Source organism: Enterococcus sp. DIV2419, from assembly GCF_051711865.1.
Taxonomy (GTDB): domain Bacteria; phylum Bacillota; class Bacilli; order Lactobacillales; family Enterococcaceae; genus Enterococcus; species Enterococcus faecalis.
On record NZ_JBIONS010000001.1, the window covers coordinates 2,551,358 to 2,566,487 of the forward strand.

Below are 15,130 nucleotides of genomic sequence, written 5' to 3' on the forward strand. Positions count from 1 at the left end.
GGCTTTTCAGCTACCTCAATATTGTAGCACTCCGCTATTATTTATACAAGAGGGAATTTTTTTCAGTTGTTATTCTTGTGAAGATTGTTCTTTTTTTACAGGACAAGCTGTTTGACAATCTTCACAACTTTCCCCTTTTTTTATTCGTCGATAGGTGATGATTCCTGCTGTTCCAAAAATTAAAATGGATAAAATAATTGTTGCCATCCGTTATTACCCTCTTTCTAAAGAAGTGATTGCTTGGACACTTTCTTTGCCTGGCTTTGGTTTTCTTATAAGGAAATAAAATCCAGCTAAAACAACACCCATCGCTAAAAAAGTCCCCAGAGTTAGTGTGCCTTTTTCGACTAACACATGGCCCAATTGATAAATCACAAAACTAACCATATAAGCCAAACCGCATTGATAACCAATGGCTCCTAATGTCCATTTGAGGTCTCCCATTTCACGGCGAATTGCGCCAATTGCAGCAAAACAAGGTGCACATAATAAGTTAAAAGTTAAGAACGAATAGGCCGCGACTGGTGTAAAGGTGTGTTGCAGTGCGCCCCAGACTTCTACCCCGTTTTCAGAAACATCTTTCACATTGCCAAATAAAATGCCTAAGGTACCAATAATATTTTCTTTCGCTATCAATCCTGTAATTGTAGCAACTGCCCCTTGCCAATTCCCCCAACCTAATGGGATAAATAGCACCGCCAACCCTTTACCTAGAAATGCTAGAATACTTTGACTTTCTGGAACGGGTTGAAACGTCACAGAATAATGGGACATGAACCAAATGAGAATACTGGAAACAAAAATAATCGTGCCTGCTTTTTTTACAAATGAGCGACATCGTTCATAGGCATGTCGAACCACACTTCTAAGCTGTGGCAAATGATAGGCGGGAAGTTCCATAATGAATGGTGCTGGATCTCCCGAAAAATGCTTGGTCTTTTTTAAAGCAATCCCTGACAACACAATGGAAGCAACCCCTAAGAAATAAGCAGAGGGCGAGACCCAACTTTGGTTAGGAAAAAATGCACCTGCAATCAGAGCGATAATTGGCAACTTCGCCGAACATGGCATAAAAGTCGTGACCATAATAGTCATTCGCCGATCGCGTTCGTTTTCAATCGTTCGACTAGCCATCACGCCTGGGACCCCACAACCTGTCGCAATTAACATTGGAATAAACGACTTACCAGATAGGCCGAATTTCCGAAACAAGCGATCCATGACAAAGGCAATCCGTGCCATATAGCCACAATCTTCTAAAAAACCTAAACATAAAAACAGGACGGCCAGTTGTGGTAAAAAGCCTAACACAGCCCCAACACCTGCAATGATCCCATCTAAAATTAAACTTTGCATCCATGGCGCTACTTGCCATTGCGCCAACCAATTTCCTACAAATTGAGGAACCCATTCCCCGAAAAAGACATCGTTTAACCAGTCTGTCCCCATTGTACCAACCGTTTGAATAGACAAGTAATAGACCAACCACATCACAAACGCAAAGATTGGCAACGCCAACCACCGATTGGTTACCACTCGGTCAATCTTATCACTGTGAGTAAATGTCATTTCTGTTTTTTTCGTCGCACATAAAGCAATTAATCGAGCAATAAAGGCATAGCGTTCATTGATGATAATCGCTTCACTTTCATCTTGAAAGATTTTTTCAGTAATTTGAATGACTTCTTCAATTTCTTTTTCTTGAAAAGAACTCAATAATAATTGCTCTTTGGTTCGAACATCTCGTTCAAAAAGTTTTAAACTATACCAACGCTGTTGCGTTTCAGGAACAGTATTCCCTAAAATATCAACAATTTCAGCAAGTGCTGCTTCTAAGCGATTATCATAAGAAGGATAAATAACCTCTGTCTCTATGGCATTCGCTCGCTGCTTACTTTGTTTTAAAGCATGATCCAACCCACGATTCTTCAAAGCACTAATCTCAACAACAGGCACGCCTAAGCCATAACTTAACTTTTCACTATTCAATGTTTGGCCGTTTTTTTCCAACAAATCCATCATATTTAACGCACAAACAACCGGTAATCCAGTTTCAATTAATTGTGTTGTTAAATAAAGATTCCGTTCCAAATTGGTCACATCGAGAATATTCAAAATCACTGAAGGTTGGTCCTCCAAAAGATAATCTCGTGCCACAATTTCTTCAGGCGTATAAGGAGAAAGAGAGTAAATCCCTGGCAAATCTTGAATAATGAGTGTCTTATCTTTCTTTGCCACCCCCTCTTTGCGTTCCACAGTCACCCCTGGCCAGTTTCCAACATATTGGTTGGCTCCTGTTAACATATTGAACGTTGTCGTTTTACCGCTATTAGGGTTGCCGGCTAGTGCAATTTGCTGAGTCATTCGCTTTCCTCCTTTTCAACCAAGATTAGTTCCGCTTCACTTTTTCGTAACGTTAGTTCGTAGCCACGTACATTGATTTCAATTGGATCAGCTAAAGGAGCTACTTTGCGAATAAAAATTACTGTTCCTTTTGTTAAGCCCATGTCCATCAACCGACGTTTCACCGCTCCTTGTCCGTGGATCCCTACTATTGTAGCGCGTTCTCCAACTTTCAAGGTATCTAAGGAGACCCAAACTTTCTCATTCGCCGAGCGCTCCTCCACATGAATCGCTTGTAAAATCGTATCTGTCAGCGCAATTCGACTATTATGTAATAAAACAATACCATTTTGATTCTGATAATTGACAAGGACAACTGCTTGGCCTGCAACGACACCTAAATTGTTCAGATGTTTCTTTGTCTGAACATCTGCTTGGACGCTTTCGACTGTATAGACTTTCCCAACTTCTGCCTGCGCTAACGTAATCATTTACTTTCCTCCATGTGAAAAAGTTTCAAACGAAAATGAGAATCGTTCTCAATTAAAAGAATACGCTTGCTTACACGGAAAGTCAATGAATTTCTGGATGTATCTCCTGTTTTCTTCTATTTTCCTTCTATATAGAGACACTTTTTTCAGGTTACTATTTTTGAAAAAAGTCAGCTCTTGTTTTTTATGTTACTAGCTACTATAAAATTCCACTCATTCAATAACAAATCCGCTTATTTTTTCTTCTTGTGCCTAACTCAAATGTCAACACAATATTTAGTGTTTTTTCACTAAATGTTCTCTTTCAAAATTTTAATTTTTTTGTTTGTCAAACACTGACCAATGTGTTTTTTCTCCCAAAAACGAGGATTCACGTGTTTTCATTTTTCTTTCAAAAACACAAAAACTAGTATTATGAGAAAAACGCACCACAATATATAGTGTTAAAGTGTTGACTTTTTTCTACATAGATTTATACTAGTCTATGTAGAAAAAAAGAGGAGGAACTTTCAATGAACGTAAAAATCTTTTCAAAAAATAACTGTATCCAATGTAAAATGGCGAAACGTTTCCTAAGTGAAAATAACATCGCTTTTGAAGAAATCAATATCGACGCACAACCAGATGCTATCGACTGGTTAAAAGAACAAGGGTTCCAAAGCGTACCGGTAATCACATCTGAAGCAACAACCGTTGTTGGCTTCCGTCCAGACCAATTAAAACAATTGGCTAGCTAAGATGAAACTTGTTTATTTTTCAGTCACCGGTCAAACAAGGCGCTTTATTAAAAAATTGGATTTGCCTGCTTATGAACTTGAGCCAGCGAATCCTTTTTTTGAAATAAATGAGCCTTTTATTCTTGTCATTCCTACCTATGATGCAGAAATTACAGAGGTAGTGAATGACTTTCTTGATTATAAAAGTAATCAAGAACTGTTAGTTGGTGTAGCTGGTGGGGGCAACCGTAATTTTGCTGAATTATTTGTCTATACCGCCAAAGATATTGCCCGCGATTACCACGTTCCGCTTCTATACTCCTTTGAGTTTAGCGGAACAGACGAAGACGTGGAGACCTTTAAGAAAGTAGTGGAAGAAATTGAGTCTAAAAGAAATTAAAGATGTCAGCTATTTCAAACTGAATAACGAGATTAACCGTCCTGTTGATGGTCAAATCCCTTTAAATAAAGATAAAGAAGCACTCGCAGCCTTCTTTAAAGAAAATGTAGAACCGAATACACGTAAATTCAGCTCTGCTGAAGAAAAAATCAACTTTTTAATGAAAGAAGATTTTATTGAAACTGAATTCATCGAAAAATATTCAATGGACTTTATTGAAAAATTATATGCTTTCTTAGATGAACAACATTTCCAATTCAAGTCTTTCATGGCGGCTTATAAATTTTATTCTCAATACGCTTTAAAGAACAACGCCGGAACAGAGTATTTAGAAACATATGAAGATCGGGTTGCCTTTAATGCCTTGTATTTTGCGGATGGCGATGAAGAGTTGGCTTTAACATTGGCGGATGAAATGATCCATCAACGGTATCAACCAGCCACACCTTCTTTCTTAAACGCTGGGCGTAAACGTCGAGGTGAATTGGTTTCTTGTTTCTTAGTTCAAGTAACAGATGATATGAACAGCATTGGGCGTTCAATTAATTCTGCCCTTCAATTATCACGAATCGGCGGCGGCGTAGGAATTACTCTTTCCAACTTACGTGAAGCGGGCGCACCAATCAAAGGTTATGATGGCGCAGCAAGTGGTGTTGTCCCTGTTATGAAATTATTTGAAGATAGCTTTAGCTACTCTAACCAACTAGGTCAACGTCAAGGTGCTGGTGTGGTTTATCTAAACGTCTTCCATCCAGATATTGAAATGTTCTTATCTGCTAAAAAAGAAAACGCTGATGAAAAAATCCGTGTAAAAACGTTGTCTCTTGGTGTTATTGTTCCAGATAAATTTTACGAATTAACACGTAACAACGAAGATATGTATTTATTTAGTCCTTATAGTGTGGAACGTGAATATGGTGTACCTTATTCCTATGTAGATATTACCAAAGAATATGATAACCTAGTGGCCAATCCAAACATACGTAAACGTAAAATTAAAGCCCGTGACTTAGAAAATGAAATTTCTAAATTACAACAAGAATCTGGCTATCCTTATATCATCAATATTGATACAGCTAACAAAAACAATCCGATTGATGGCAAGATTATCATGAGTAACTTATGTTCTGAAATTCTTCAAGTTCAAACGCCTTCTGTTATTAATGGGAAACAAGAATATGAAGTTTTAGGAACAGATATTAGTTGTAACTTAGGTTCAACTAACATTGTTAATTTAATGGAAAGTCCTGACTTTGGAAAATCTGTCCGCGCTATGACGCGTGCGTTAACTTTTGTAACAGATGCTTCTGAAATTGATGTCGTGCCAACTATCCAAAATGGAAATCGTTTAAGCCATACAATCGGACTAGGCGCAATGGGCTTACACACCTTCTTCGCTAAAAATCATATGGAATACGGCTCTGAAGAATCATTAGACTTTACAGACATTTATTTCATGTTATTAAATTACTGGACTTTAATGGAAAGTAATCAAATTGCGAAAGAACGTAACCAAGTCTTCCACAATTTTGAAAAATCAGATTATGCTTCTGGTGCTTACTTCGATAAATATATTGAAGGCAACTTTACACCAAAATTTGATAAAGTGAAAGAAATTTTTAAAGACATTCAGATTCCAACGGCTGAAGATTGGGCTGCGTTACGCGATGCTGTGAAAAAAGATGGTCTTTATCATCAAAATCGTTTAGCCGTAGCGCCAAATGGTTCAATTTCATATATTAACGATACTAGTGCCAGCATTCATCCAATTACTCGTATGATTGAAGAACGTCAAGAGAAGAAAATTGGTAAGATTTACTATCCAGCGCCTTATTTAGCTAATGATACAATCCCTTACTATACTTCTGCTTACGACATGGATATGCGCAAAGTGATTGATGTCTACGCAACAGCGCAACAACACGTTGATCAAGGAATGAGTTTAACCTTGTTTATGCGTTCAGAAATCCCTGAAGGCTTGTATGAATGGAAAGAAACACCAAAACAAACAACCCGTGACTTGAACATTTTACGTCATTATGCGTTCAACAAAGGGATTAAATCAATTTACTATATTCGTACATTTACAGATGATGCTGAAGAAATTGGCAGCAATCAATGTGAGTCTTGCGTGATTTAATGAAAAGCACTTAAATAAGGCGTTCTGCTTGAGCGTCTTATTTTTTAGGAATGTTCTCTTTTTAAACAGGACATTTTCAGATATACTGGACAAAGAAGAACGGCTGCACGCTCCTATTTGGACTCTGTAGAACGTTTTAAGCGAAGAAACGAGACAACTAGTCAAACAGACTGCTGTCCCAGCATACAGGAGGAATAACCATGGCAACGTATTATGAAGCAATTAACTGGAACGCCATTGAAGACGTCATTGATAAATCCACTTGGGAAAAATTAACCGAACAATTTTGGTTAGATACACGGATTCCGTTATCCAATGACTTAGATGATTGGCGGACTCTTTCCGATTTAGAAAAAACTACTGTCGGCTACGTTTTCGGCGGTTTAACTTTATTAGATACTGTTCAATCAGAAAGCGGCATGGATCAACTGAGAAATGATGTGCGGACGCCTCATGAAGAAGCCGTCTTAAATAACATCCAATTCATGGAATCTGTCCATGCCAAAAGTTATTCTTCTATCTTCAGTACATTAAATACAAAAAAAGAGATTGATGATATTTTTGAGTGGACAAATACCAACAAACATCTGCAATATAAAGCAGAACGGATTAACGAAATTTATAAAAACGGTACTCCGTTAGAGAAAAAAATTGCTAGTGTATTTTTAGAAACGTTTTTATTCTATTCTGGGTTTTACACTCCTCTTTACTATTTAGGAAACAATAAACTAGCGAACGTCGCTGAAATTATTAAATTGATTATCCGTGATGAATCAGTGCACGGCACGTATATTGGCTATAAATTCCAATTAGGATTTAATGAATTACCAGAAGATGAGCAAGATAAACTAAAAGACTGGATGTATAATTTACTTTACGAATTGTACGAAAACGAAGAACGTTATACAGAAGAATTATATGATGACTTAGGTTGGACCGAAGAAGTAAAAACCTTTTTACGTTACAACGCCAACAAAGCTTTAATGAACTTAGGTATGGATCCCTTATTTGCGGATACAGCCAATGATGTGAACCCGATTGTAATGAATGGTATTTCGACAGGAACTAGCAACCATGACTTCTTCTCCCAAGTAGGAAATGGCTATTTACTAGGAACAGTTGAAGCCATGAAAGATGATGACTATCTTTACGGTTTAGATAAATAGCAAAAAGCTAGAAACGCTAATCGTTTCTAGCTTTTTATTTTACCAACTTCCTGAGGCACCGCCACCGCCGAATGAGCCGCCACCGAACCAAGAACTAATCCAACCAAACATACTTTTCACCTCCCTAAGTAAAAGATATATATAAATTAGAGTATGAAACCATTTTATTATGTACCCTACTCTAACTTATAAGTAATTTCTTTTCTCATTGCCCCTGATAAACAGGATAACAATTAGCTTATGCAAAATGGCTTACTTTTTTCTTTTAAAAGCAACCTGGATAATTTTGGAGAAAATAAAGCTAAAAATTATGATGCAGGCTAAAATAACAAAAGAACCGATAGTATTTTCCAAAACATTCTTAAATACGGGAATTTTTATTAACCCTAGATACCCAATAAGAGATAAAATAATGCCCACCAAATAAAATTGGAGTATTTCTCGGCTAGATTTTTCTTCTCCTTTTTCAAATCTGGTAGAAGCAAAATCTCCCACTTGAAATGGAAGGGGTGAACCATTTTGCGAAGGATCTACTTTTGTATTCATTTTATCAAAAGAAGAATTAGAGATATTCATTTTCTCATTAGCTTTTTCTTGATTATTTTTCATCCTACATCCCTCTCTATTTTCATTATCCCTATAAAACCAAACGCTAAAAGCATCCATTTCATGAGATATTTTTTAATTTCTACACATTAATCAATCGTAATTTTGTTACATTATTTGAAACAGATAGATCTTCGATAACATCGGCATACGTTAGGCCTTTAGGCAAATCAATAGTATAGATATTCGTATAGATTTTTGTATCATCTACCCAAGAAACATTGAAATTCACATCATAAATTTCAATATGTTTTTCTTCAAAATACTGATTAATAAATTCTTTGGTTTCTTGTTTATGTTGATAGCGAATTTCTAATTTTTTGATTGTTGGTACGTGAATAATTCGTTTGACAATGGTTAAGGCAAATAATACACCGATAAAACTTGTTAAGGCAATCGTATAGTAGCCCATGCCCACCGCGATCCCTAAACCAGCAACGGTCCATAGTGACGCTGCTGTCGTCAATCCGGTGACACTTTGTTTCGTTACAATGATGGTTCCAGCACCTAAAAAGCCGATTCCACTTACAACTTGTGCAATCAACCTTGCTTGATCTGAACGAATGACCCCCGTCAAAGCCGGATTAGCTAACGCATCTTTCAATGCATTGATTGCAATTTGCGACTGAATTAACGCAATAATAGCCGCGCCCATACAAACTAAAATGTGAGTGCGCATCCCTGCTGGGCGATTCTTATATTGTCTTTCAAAACCAATTGCGCCACCCATCACCATCGCTAGGACTAACCGTAAAATAATTTCTGGAATTGTTAGCTGTAACATCCTTTTCACCTCTTCTTCTATTACTTCCAGTATAACAAAAAAAGAACTTGAAACATAAGGAAATCCTTATGTTTCAAGTTCTTTTTAATCAACGATTATAATTTACTTGCAGCTGCATCATCAATGATTACAACAACATCTTGATGGTTTTGTAATGCACTTGCTGGCATGTCTGTTGTTACTGGTCCGTCAATCATTCCTTTAATGGCCTCTGCTTTTGCTTCGCCATAAGCCATTAAAATCATTTTTTTACCTTTCATGATTGAGCCAATCCCCATAGAAACAGCACGTGTTGGGACATCTTCTACTTTGTCAAAATAACGTTTGTTTGCGTTGATTGTTGATTCAGTCAACTCAACGACATGTGTTAAGCTATCTAGAGGTGTGCCTGGTTCGTTGAAACCAATGTGTCCATTTTGACCAATACCTAAGATTTGGATATCTACTGGATGTGCATCGATAATTTTTTCATATTCTGCGGAAGCAGCATCTAAATCTTCTGCTTTACCATTTGGTACAAATGTTTCTTTAAATGGTTTTTTGTCGAATAAGTGTTTGTTCATGAAATAACGGTAACTTTGCTCATCTTCGCCACCTAAACCAACATATTCATCTAAGTTTACAGAAGTCATTTCTGTAAAGTCGACATCACTTGCTGTCATTTCTTTATATAATGTTTCTGGTGTACTACCTGTTGCTAAGCCTAAAACTTTCGCACCATTGTTCATACCTTCTTTAATTAATTCAAACGCTTTTTTGCCGCCTTCTTCTGCATTTGCTACACGGATAATTTGCATTTTGACACGCTCCTTACGGTTTATTTTGGTATAGTCCAATTATAACACCTTCTGAAAAAAATTTCTAGAATAAAAGAAAAAAACTTCTATTTCCCATCAGAAATAGAAGTTTTCGAGCTTGTTTAACAGATTAATATTGTGGTGCGTTGGGATCCACATACGTATTTGGATCAGCATAAGCGTTTGGATCTGTGTACGCATTTGGGTCAACGTACGTATTCGGATCGTAGGCTCCTTCTGCTGCTTGTTGCGTATTGCCGTTGTATTCTGTTTGTCCGGCTGTGGTGTCCGCTGTGCTACTCGAACTAGTAGAGCTATTGGCACTTGAATCACCAGATTCACCAATCAGTGCAGTATCTGTAACAGCATAGCTAAACTGATTATAAAAGGCTAAATCTTTTTCACGTTCAGAAGCATGTTCTTTTAAACCAAGTTGTTTTCTAAGCGTTGTTTGTGTCTTGTATAAGCTATTTGGATCTAGGACTTGATAATAAATATCATCAATGGTTGCACTGTATCCTTGTAATTGCTCAGAGTCAATTGTTTTAAAGGCAGACAAATATTTTGATTGGATGTCCATCATGTCATCCCAAGTTAAGTCTGTTTTTACATTGGCTTCAACAGCATCAAGAATTTTTCGATATTTTGAAACACCATCAAAACTCATGACTTTGCGCACGATTTTCTCAACAACTTCTCGTTGGCGGCGTTGACGACCCACATCTCCTTCAGGATCTTCGTGACGCATCCGCGCATAAGCCAAACCTGTCGTGCCATCTAACTTGATTTTACCCGCTGGAACAGTAATACCGTCCAACGTAAATTCACCAATCGTATTATCTACTTCAATACCGCCTACCGCATCAATCAGGTCTTTTAACCCTTTCATATTGATGGATACATAGTGATGGATGGGAATATCCAGTAATTCTTGGACTGTATTAATCGCCATTTCGGCGCCACCAAATGCATAGGCATGGTTCAATTTGTCTTGTGTGTCATTTCCAACAATATCTGTTAGAATATCTCTATCCAAACTGATCATTGTGGACTTGTTTTCTTTCGGGTTGATGGTTACAACCATTGTAGTATCTGAACGACCTTGCTCTGTTCGGCCTAAATCGCCTGTGTCAATCCCCATTAAAAGAACAGAGAATGGTTCTTGCGCATCAATATTGGCCGTGGCTCCTTTATTGGACTTACGGTTAACTGATTGATAGATCCCATTAATTGTTGAATTGGCATCTGAATACATCTTAATCCCGTAAGCACATACCCCAGCTACTACCACTAGCAAGACGCTCAAGAAGCCCAGTACTACTTTTTTCCATAGTTTCATAAGACACTTCCTCGTTTATCTAAGAATAATTCTTAATTCATGCCCTTTATTTTCTCATAGTTTGCTTATTCAAGCAATATTTTTTATTTTTTGGAACAAGAACTTAACACAATTGTAAAATAAAAGAGCGCTTTATCAAGGAACAATTGTTATTTTTGAGAAAGTGTTTGCAGAAATTCTTGATAATGTTTCTGTTCATTCGTTTCAGTGATAGTTATTTTCTCAAATGCACCATTTAGTAAATCAGTCAGTGATCCTTCAATCAAATGCGTAATCGTGGCATTCCCAATTAATTCCATCCAATAACTGCCATCAGACGTTTCGTGGACGACTGTTTTCACCATACCTCCAGCATTTTTGACGGTTATTTCTTCATAAAAAACACCATCTTTCAATAACGTATAAAGTAAACTACTTGCGCACATAGCTGTCCCACAAGCACTTGTAAAACCTACACCACGTTCATACGTTCGAACAAATAGTTGATTTTTGCCAAGAATTTCAACAAAACTCACATTTATCCCTTCTGGAAAATACGGATTTTCATTATTTACATAGGTAGCGATTCGTTCAAATTCTGGACCATTTAAGGTTTCGTGATCCACAAATGCTACAAGGTGCGGATTAGGCACTGCTACCGCTGTAAAGCGAATGGTTTTAGATAAGGCTGGTACGATTTCATCAATTAATGTTTGGACCCCTAAATGCATTGGGATAGTGACTGCTTCAAAACTTACTGGCGAAATTTCCACTTGGTAAGTCGCTACTTCTTCAGCTAAATTGGGGGCTTGACGTACTTTCAAATCTGCAAACATTGTTTCAACTGTAAATGATTTTTCTTGGTTTTTTTCAGCTAAATAACGGGCAACCGTACGCAAGCCGTTCCCGCACATGCTTGCTTCACTACCATCGCTGTTAATCACTCGCATTCTAGCATTGGACGTGCCGTGAGTCCCTTCTCCTACCAAAAGTAACCCATCTGCTCCCGCCAATAATCCTGTTTCCCGCGAACATAACTGGATGCGCAATTGCTCAATTTCCTCAGCGGTTAAAGAACGCTCAAACTGTGTTTCATCCAATAAAAAGAAATCATTTTCTGACCCGTGTACTTTTTGCATCATAACATTCATTTTTTTAGCTCCTTCTTTATGTATCCGTTATCTTTCCCTACTTACTTTAGTATGCCATAAACGAACAACTATTTCGACCCTGGATTTGTAAAAGGAAAGAGTCAAATGACAGCCGTCATTTGACTCTTTCCTTCACAATTGGCAAACTTATTTTGCTGCTGCAAAAAGTTCGTTTACTTTATCCCAGTTAACAACGTTCCAGAATGCTTCAATGTAATCTGGACGAACGTTTTTATATTTTAAGTAATACGCATGTTCCCAAACGTCAAGACCTAAAACAGGTGTTTGGCCATCCATTAATGGTGAATCTTGGTTTGGTGTAGAAGTGATTTCTAATTTACCGTTATTCACAACTAACCAAGCCCAACCTGAACCAAAGCGGCCAGTTGCAGCTGTTTTGAAAGCAGCTTTCATTTCATCAAAGCTGCCAAATGTTTCATCGATTGCTTCTTTAATAGCGCCAGTTGGTTGTCCACCAGCATTTGGTGCCATAATTTCCCAGAAGAATGTATGGTTTGCGTGCCCGCCACCATTGTTACGAACGACTGTGCGGATATCTTCAGGAATAGCATTCATATCTGAAATTAGGTCTTCTACAGATTTTTCGCCTAATTCTGGATGTTTTTCAATCGCTGCGTTTAAGTTAGTCACATAAGTGTTGTGGTGTTTATCATGGTGTAAGTGCATTGTTTCCACGTCAATGTAAGGTTCTAATGCATCATAAGCATATGCTAATTCTGGTAATGTGTAAGTCATTTTTTAAATCCCCCTATTTTTTAGTATGTAACATACGTCTTTCATACAACTATTATGATAACAGAGTGAACCGCTTTCTACAAAATAGTTTGCTTGCCAAAAGAAAAGTTTTACAAAAGAGGGAGATTACCTTGTGTTTCCCTCATAAATTCGCTAGAATGACCTGTAGAAGAATGATGTGAGGAGTAAATAAATGAATACATTGCAATTATTTAAGCAGGCCTTTTTTTCAGTTTCAGAATTACGGCATGCGAAAAAAATGGCGTTTTGGAAAGTAATTCTCTATGCTGTTTTTTTAAGTGCTATTTTAGCACTACCTATTACCAAACAAGTCTTTTCTGTGCTACAAGAGGTGCAACAAGATGGCCAAAAAATTGCAGAAAAGTTGCCTGACTTTTCTATTGAAAATGGCACGTTGCAAACAAAGGCCAAAGAATCTGGCTTTATTTATCAAACCGACTCGATTATTTTTACGTTTGATCCAGATGGAAAACGTACAGCCGCTGATGTCCAAAAGGATTTAATTGGTAATGCGTTTGGTTTGGCTTTTTTACAAGATGAATTTGTAGTCGCCTTACCGAATTCAGGCGCAACTGAATCAATTCTAGGCACCGACCAATTTATCTTCCCCTATAGTAAAGGAACCTTAGATGGCGTTAACGCTCAGAGTATCAAGACTGCGCTAAGTGAAGCAGCAATCCCTTGGTGGACAAAACTCATTGTCTTTTTAGTGGCTATCTACCCTGTTCTAATCGGTTTAGTTTTAGACTTACTGATTGCCGCTATCGGTGCATCTCTCTATTCAAAATTACGTTTTTATTCTTTACGTTTGATTGATTGTTTAAAAATTATTACGTATTGTGCTACCGTGCCAGTCATCTTAAGTGCTATTTTAAATTTCGTAAATCCGATGTTTAACGATGGCATCCTAGTTATTTTACTAAGTCTGTTCTTTTTCTTTGTCACAACCAAAAACGAACCACGGAATATCCCTGGTTCTTAAAAAAAGGTGTTGTCTTTGAGACAACACCTTTTTGCTATTCTTCAAATTCTTCTTCATCTGTTAATTCAGGTAAGTCAATCGTGGTCACCGCAGATTGGCCAATTTGCGTTAAATATGCAGCTAATTCATCCACATTTTCCACAGGTGAGACGGCTGCTTCAATTGCCATTGCTAAATTAAGTCCAGCGACTACTCGCAATTGCGGATAAGTGCCCATGGCCATCATAGCCACATTACAAGGTGTTCCTCCTTTTAAATCAGCTAATACAAGCGTCGGGACATTGCCAGCTTCTTTTAAGATTGCTGCCAGTTTTGCTTGCGTGCCGCTCAAGCCATCTTCTGCGGTCATTGACACAATCGCAGCATCTGCTAATTCCCCGACAATCATTTGAGTAGAAGCTAAGGTTTCTTCTGCCATCCGTCCATGGCTCATTAAAATTAATTTTGGTTTCATCATATCCTCCTAAAAATACTGCTGATAAATTTTTGTTCGTGCTTTCAGAAAGCCACGTTCTTCACGAGTGGGATGAATCCGATTCGTCAGCAAAATTAGGGCTTCTTTGGTCTCTTTTTTCATACCAATCGCCGTTCCAGTAAAGCCAGTATGATACAAATAGCCTGCCCCTGCTTGCGTCTTTTTCAATTCCCAACCAAATGTACGTCCCCCTTGGTTCATAGACCAGAGAGCATCGAACATTTTTTCAGAAAATAATGGTTTGCCAGACGGGTAGCGATTGTTCATAAAACACTGAACAAAAGTGAGTAAATCTGGTAAAGTTGCAAATAAACCTGCACTGCCAATTGGCGCTTTTAGTTGATAGGCTTTCGAATCGTGGACCACTCCCTGAATAACGCCGCGTTGTTTTGTAATCTCTGTGGGCACTGCCTGGGCAAAATCGCTGACCGTAAAACTTGTATGCTGTAGGTTCATTGGTTGAAATAAGTATGTTTGAAAGCTCTCTTCTAATGAGCAGCGATCCAATACTTGAATAATTTCTCCCAATAAGTAATACCCTAAATCAGAATAAGTGGTTTTCCCTCGTTCAGATAACGAATGCGTTAAAATGATTTCTTGCAAGCTTTTTTTTGTGACATTTTTCTTATCGACAACATCAGCTGGCAGTCCGCTCTGATGCAGTAGAAGCTCCCCAATCGAACAAGATAGTCCTTGATAATCAGGTAGGATTTCCCCCACAGTGGTTGAAAAAGTAAGCTGATTTGTATCGATTAATTGTAACATTCGATTTGTTGTCCCAATAACTTTCGTTAAGGACGCTAAATCATACAGGCTAGCTGATGAAACCTTTTGTCTTGCAAATGGACCAGTATTACCTAAAAAGCCCGTATACTGTTCTGATAAGCTATCTTCTGTGATCGTCCCCCAAGCGACACCCGGAACGACTTGCTGATTAATCAGTCTCTGAATTGTTTCTTGAATTGCGATTTGATTCATTGTTCA

The 15,130-nt window shown here is 37.8% G+C and carries 16 protein-coding genes; 5 read left to right on the forward strand and 11 right to left on the reverse strand.

Going from position 1 to position 15,130, the window contains the following annotated elements; translation table 11 throughout:
• Window positions 1-69: 69 nt before the first annotated feature.
• The 3 genes from IGI97_RS11975 to IGI97_RS11985 are packed head-to-tail and all read right to left on the reverse strand — an operon-like array spanning window position 70 to window position 2,834.
• Window positions 70-207, reverse strand: a complete 138-nt coding sequence (locus IGI97_RS11975; protein ID WP_002355364.1) for a hypothetical protein — start codon at window positions 205-207, stop codon at window positions 70-72.
• Window positions 208-213: 6 nt separating this feature from the next.
• Complete coding sequence (gene feoB / locus IGI97_RS11980; protein ID WP_002355363.1) at window positions 214-2,364, reverse strand: ferrous iron transport protein B; 2,151 nt, start codon at window positions 2,362-2,364, stop codon at window positions 214-216.
• Complete coding sequence (locus IGI97_RS11985) at window positions 2,361-2,834, reverse strand: ferrous iron transport protein A (RefSeq protein ID WP_002355361.1); 474 nt, start codon at window positions 2,832-2,834, stop codon at window positions 2,361-2,363. Before IGI97_RS11985 ends, feoB begins: the two co-directional genes overlap by 4 nt.
• A 512-nt stretch (window positions 2,835-3,346) precedes the next feature.
• Between IGI97_RS11985 and IGI97_RS11990 the strand changes: the two genes are divergently transcribed.
• The 4 genes from IGI97_RS11990 to nrdF all read left to right on the forward strand — a co-directional run bounded on the left by IGI97_RS11990 (window position 3,347) and on the right by nrdF (window position 7,256).
• The gene (locus IGI97_RS11990; RefSeq protein ID WP_002355360.1) at window positions 3,347-3,571 is read left to right on the forward strand and encodes a redoxin NrdH; all 225 of its coding nucleotides are present in this window, start codon (window positions 3,347-3,349) and stop codon (window positions 3,569-3,571) included.
• A gap of 1 nt (window position 3,572) precedes the next feature.
• Window positions 3,573-3,950, forward strand: a complete 378-nt coding sequence (gene nrdI / locus IGI97_RS11995) for a class Ib ribonucleoside-diphosphate reductase assembly flavoprotein NrdI (RefSeq protein WP_002355359.1) — start codon at window positions 3,573-3,575, stop codon at window positions 3,948-3,950.
• Window positions 3,931-6,090, forward strand: coding sequence for a class 1b ribonucleoside-diphosphate reductase subunit alpha (gene nrdE, locus IGI97_RS12000; RefSeq protein ID WP_002355358.1), 2,160 nt, complete (start codon window positions 3,931-3,933; stop codon window positions 6,088-6,090). Before nrdI ends, nrdE begins: the two co-directional genes overlap by 20 nt.
• Before the next feature lie 200 nt (window positions 6,091-6,290).
• Window positions 6,291-7,256 (forward strand): class 1b ribonucleoside-diphosphate reductase subunit beta, encoded by a 966-nt coding sequence (nrdF, locus tag IGI97_RS12005; RefSeq protein WP_002355357.1) that lies wholly within the window; start codon window positions 6,291-6,293, stop codon window positions 7,254-7,256.
• Between the two features lie 252 nt (window positions 7,257-7,508).
• Here the strand turns inward: nrdF and IGI97_RS12010 are convergent, their stop codons facing one another.
• The 6 genes from IGI97_RS12010 to IGI97_RS12035 form a co-directional block, all read right to left on the reverse strand.
• On the reverse strand, window positions 7,509-7,865 hold the full coding sequence (locus tag IGI97_RS12010; protein ID WP_002375865.1) for a hypothetical protein: 357 nt from the start codon (window positions 7,863-7,865) through the stop codon (window positions 7,509-7,511).
• Between the two features lie 79 nt (window positions 7,866-7,944).
• Window positions 7,945-8,646 (reverse strand): MgtC/SapB family protein, encoded by a 702-nt coding sequence (locus IGI97_RS12015; RefSeq protein WP_002355354.1) that lies wholly within the window; start codon window positions 8,644-8,646, stop codon window positions 7,945-7,947.
• A gap of 95 nt (window positions 8,647-8,741) precedes the next feature.
• Window positions 8,742-9,443: a glucosamine-6-phosphate deaminase gene (nagB, locus tag IGI97_RS12020; protein WP_002355352.1), complete on the reverse strand. Its 702-nt coding sequence runs from the start codon at window positions 9,441-9,443 to the stop codon at window positions 8,742-8,744.
• 130 nt (window positions 9,444-9,573) lie between these two features.
• Window positions 9,574-10,782: an LCP family glycopolymer transferase gene (locus IGI97_RS12025; protein ID WP_002390468.1), complete on the reverse strand. Its 1,209-nt coding sequence runs from the start codon at window positions 10,780-10,782 to the stop codon at window positions 9,574-9,576.
• 149 nt (window positions 10,783-10,931) lie between these two features.
• On the reverse strand, window positions 10,932-11,912 hold the full coding sequence (dapF, locus tag IGI97_RS12030; protein ID WP_002370226.1) for a diaminopimelate epimerase: 981 nt from the start codon (window positions 11,910-11,912) through the stop codon (window positions 10,932-10,934).
• Between the two features lie 147 nt (window positions 11,913-12,059).
• The gene (locus IGI97_RS12035) at window positions 12,060-12,668 is read right to left on the reverse strand and encodes a superoxide dismutase (protein WP_438738707.1); all 609 of its coding nucleotides are present in this window, start codon (window positions 12,666-12,668) and stop codon (window positions 12,060-12,062) included.
• Between the two features lie 193 nt (window positions 12,669-12,861).
• Between IGI97_RS12035 and IGI97_RS12040 the strand changes: the two genes are divergently transcribed.
• On the forward strand, window positions 12,862-13,671 hold the full coding sequence (locus IGI97_RS12040) for a DUF1189 domain-containing protein (protein ID WP_002355344.1): 810 nt from the start codon (window positions 12,862-12,864) through the stop codon (window positions 13,669-13,671).
• A gap of 34 nt (window positions 13,672-13,705) precedes the next feature.
• Here IGI97_RS12040 and IGI97_RS12045 read toward each other — a convergent pair whose 3' ends face one another.
• Entirely contained in the window at window positions 13,706-14,125 is a 420-nt protein-coding gene (locus IGI97_RS12045) for a PTS sugar transporter subunit IIA (protein WP_002363016.1), read from the reverse strand.
• A gap of 9 nt (window positions 14,126-14,134) precedes the next feature.
• Window positions 14,135-15,124, reverse strand: coding sequence for a serine hydrolase domain-containing protein (locus IGI97_RS12050; protein WP_002392506.1), 990 nt, complete (start codon window positions 15,122-15,124; stop codon window positions 14,135-14,137).
• Between the last annotated feature and the right edge of the window lie 6 nt (window positions 15,125-15,130).

Bases quoted from the DNA above. Each gene is read 5' to 3' on its own strand.
- IGI97_RS11975 (WP_002355364.1), bottom strand. From the start codon at position 207: ATGGCAACAATTATTTTATCCATTTTAATTTTTGGAACAGCAGGAATC.
- feoB (WP_002355363.1), bottom strand. From the start codon at position 2,364: ATGACTCAGCAAATTGCACTAGCCGGCAACCCTAATAGCGGTAAAACG.
- IGI97_RS11985 (WP_002355361.1), bottom strand. From the start codon at position 2,834: ATGATTACGTTAGCGCAGGCAGAAGTTGGGAAAGTCTATACAGTCGAA.
- IGI97_RS11990 (WP_002355360.1), top strand. From the start codon at position 3,347: ATGAACGTAAAAATCTTTTCAAAAAATAACTGTATCCAATGTAAAATG.
- nrdI (WP_002355359.1), top strand. From the start codon at position 3,573: ATGAAACTTGTTTATTTTTCAGTCACCGGTCAAACAAGGCGCTTTATT.
- nrdF (WP_002355357.1), top strand. From the start codon at position 6,291: ATGGCAACGTATTATGAAGCAATTAACTGGAACGCCATTGAAGACGTC.
- IGI97_RS12010 (WP_002375865.1), bottom strand. From the start codon at position 7,865: ATGAAAAATAATCAAGAAAAAGCTAATGAGAAAATGAATATCTCTAAT.
- IGI97_RS12015 (WP_002355354.1), bottom strand. From the start codon at position 8,646: ATGTTACAGCTAACAATTCCAGAAATTATTTTACGGTTAGTCCTAGCG.
- nagB (WP_002355352.1), bottom strand. From the start codon at position 9,443: ATGCAAATTATCCGTGTAGCAAATGCAGAAGAAGGCGGCAAAAAAGCG.
- IGI97_RS12025 (WP_002390468.1), bottom strand. From the start codon at position 10,782: ATGAAACTATGGAAAAAAGTAGTACTGGGCTTCTTGAGCGTCTTGCTA.
- dapF (WP_002370226.1), bottom strand. From the start codon at position 11,912: ATGAATGTTATGATGCAAAAAGTACACGGGTCAGAAAATGATTTCTTT.
- IGI97_RS12035 (WP_438738707.1), bottom strand. From the start codon at position 12,668: ATGACTTACACATTACCAGAATTAGCATATGCTTATGATGCATTAGAA.
- IGI97_RS12040 (WP_002355344.1), top strand. From the start codon at position 12,862: ATGAATACATTGCAATTATTTAAGCAGGCCTTTTTTTCAGTTTCAGAA.
- IGI97_RS12045 (WP_002363016.1), bottom strand. From the start codon at position 14,125: ATGAAACCAAAATTAATTTTAATGAGCCATGGACGGATGGCAGAAGAA.
- IGI97_RS12050 (WP_002392506.1), bottom strand. From the start codon at position 15,124: ATGAATCAAATCGCAATTCAAGAAACAATTCAGAGACTGATTAATCAG.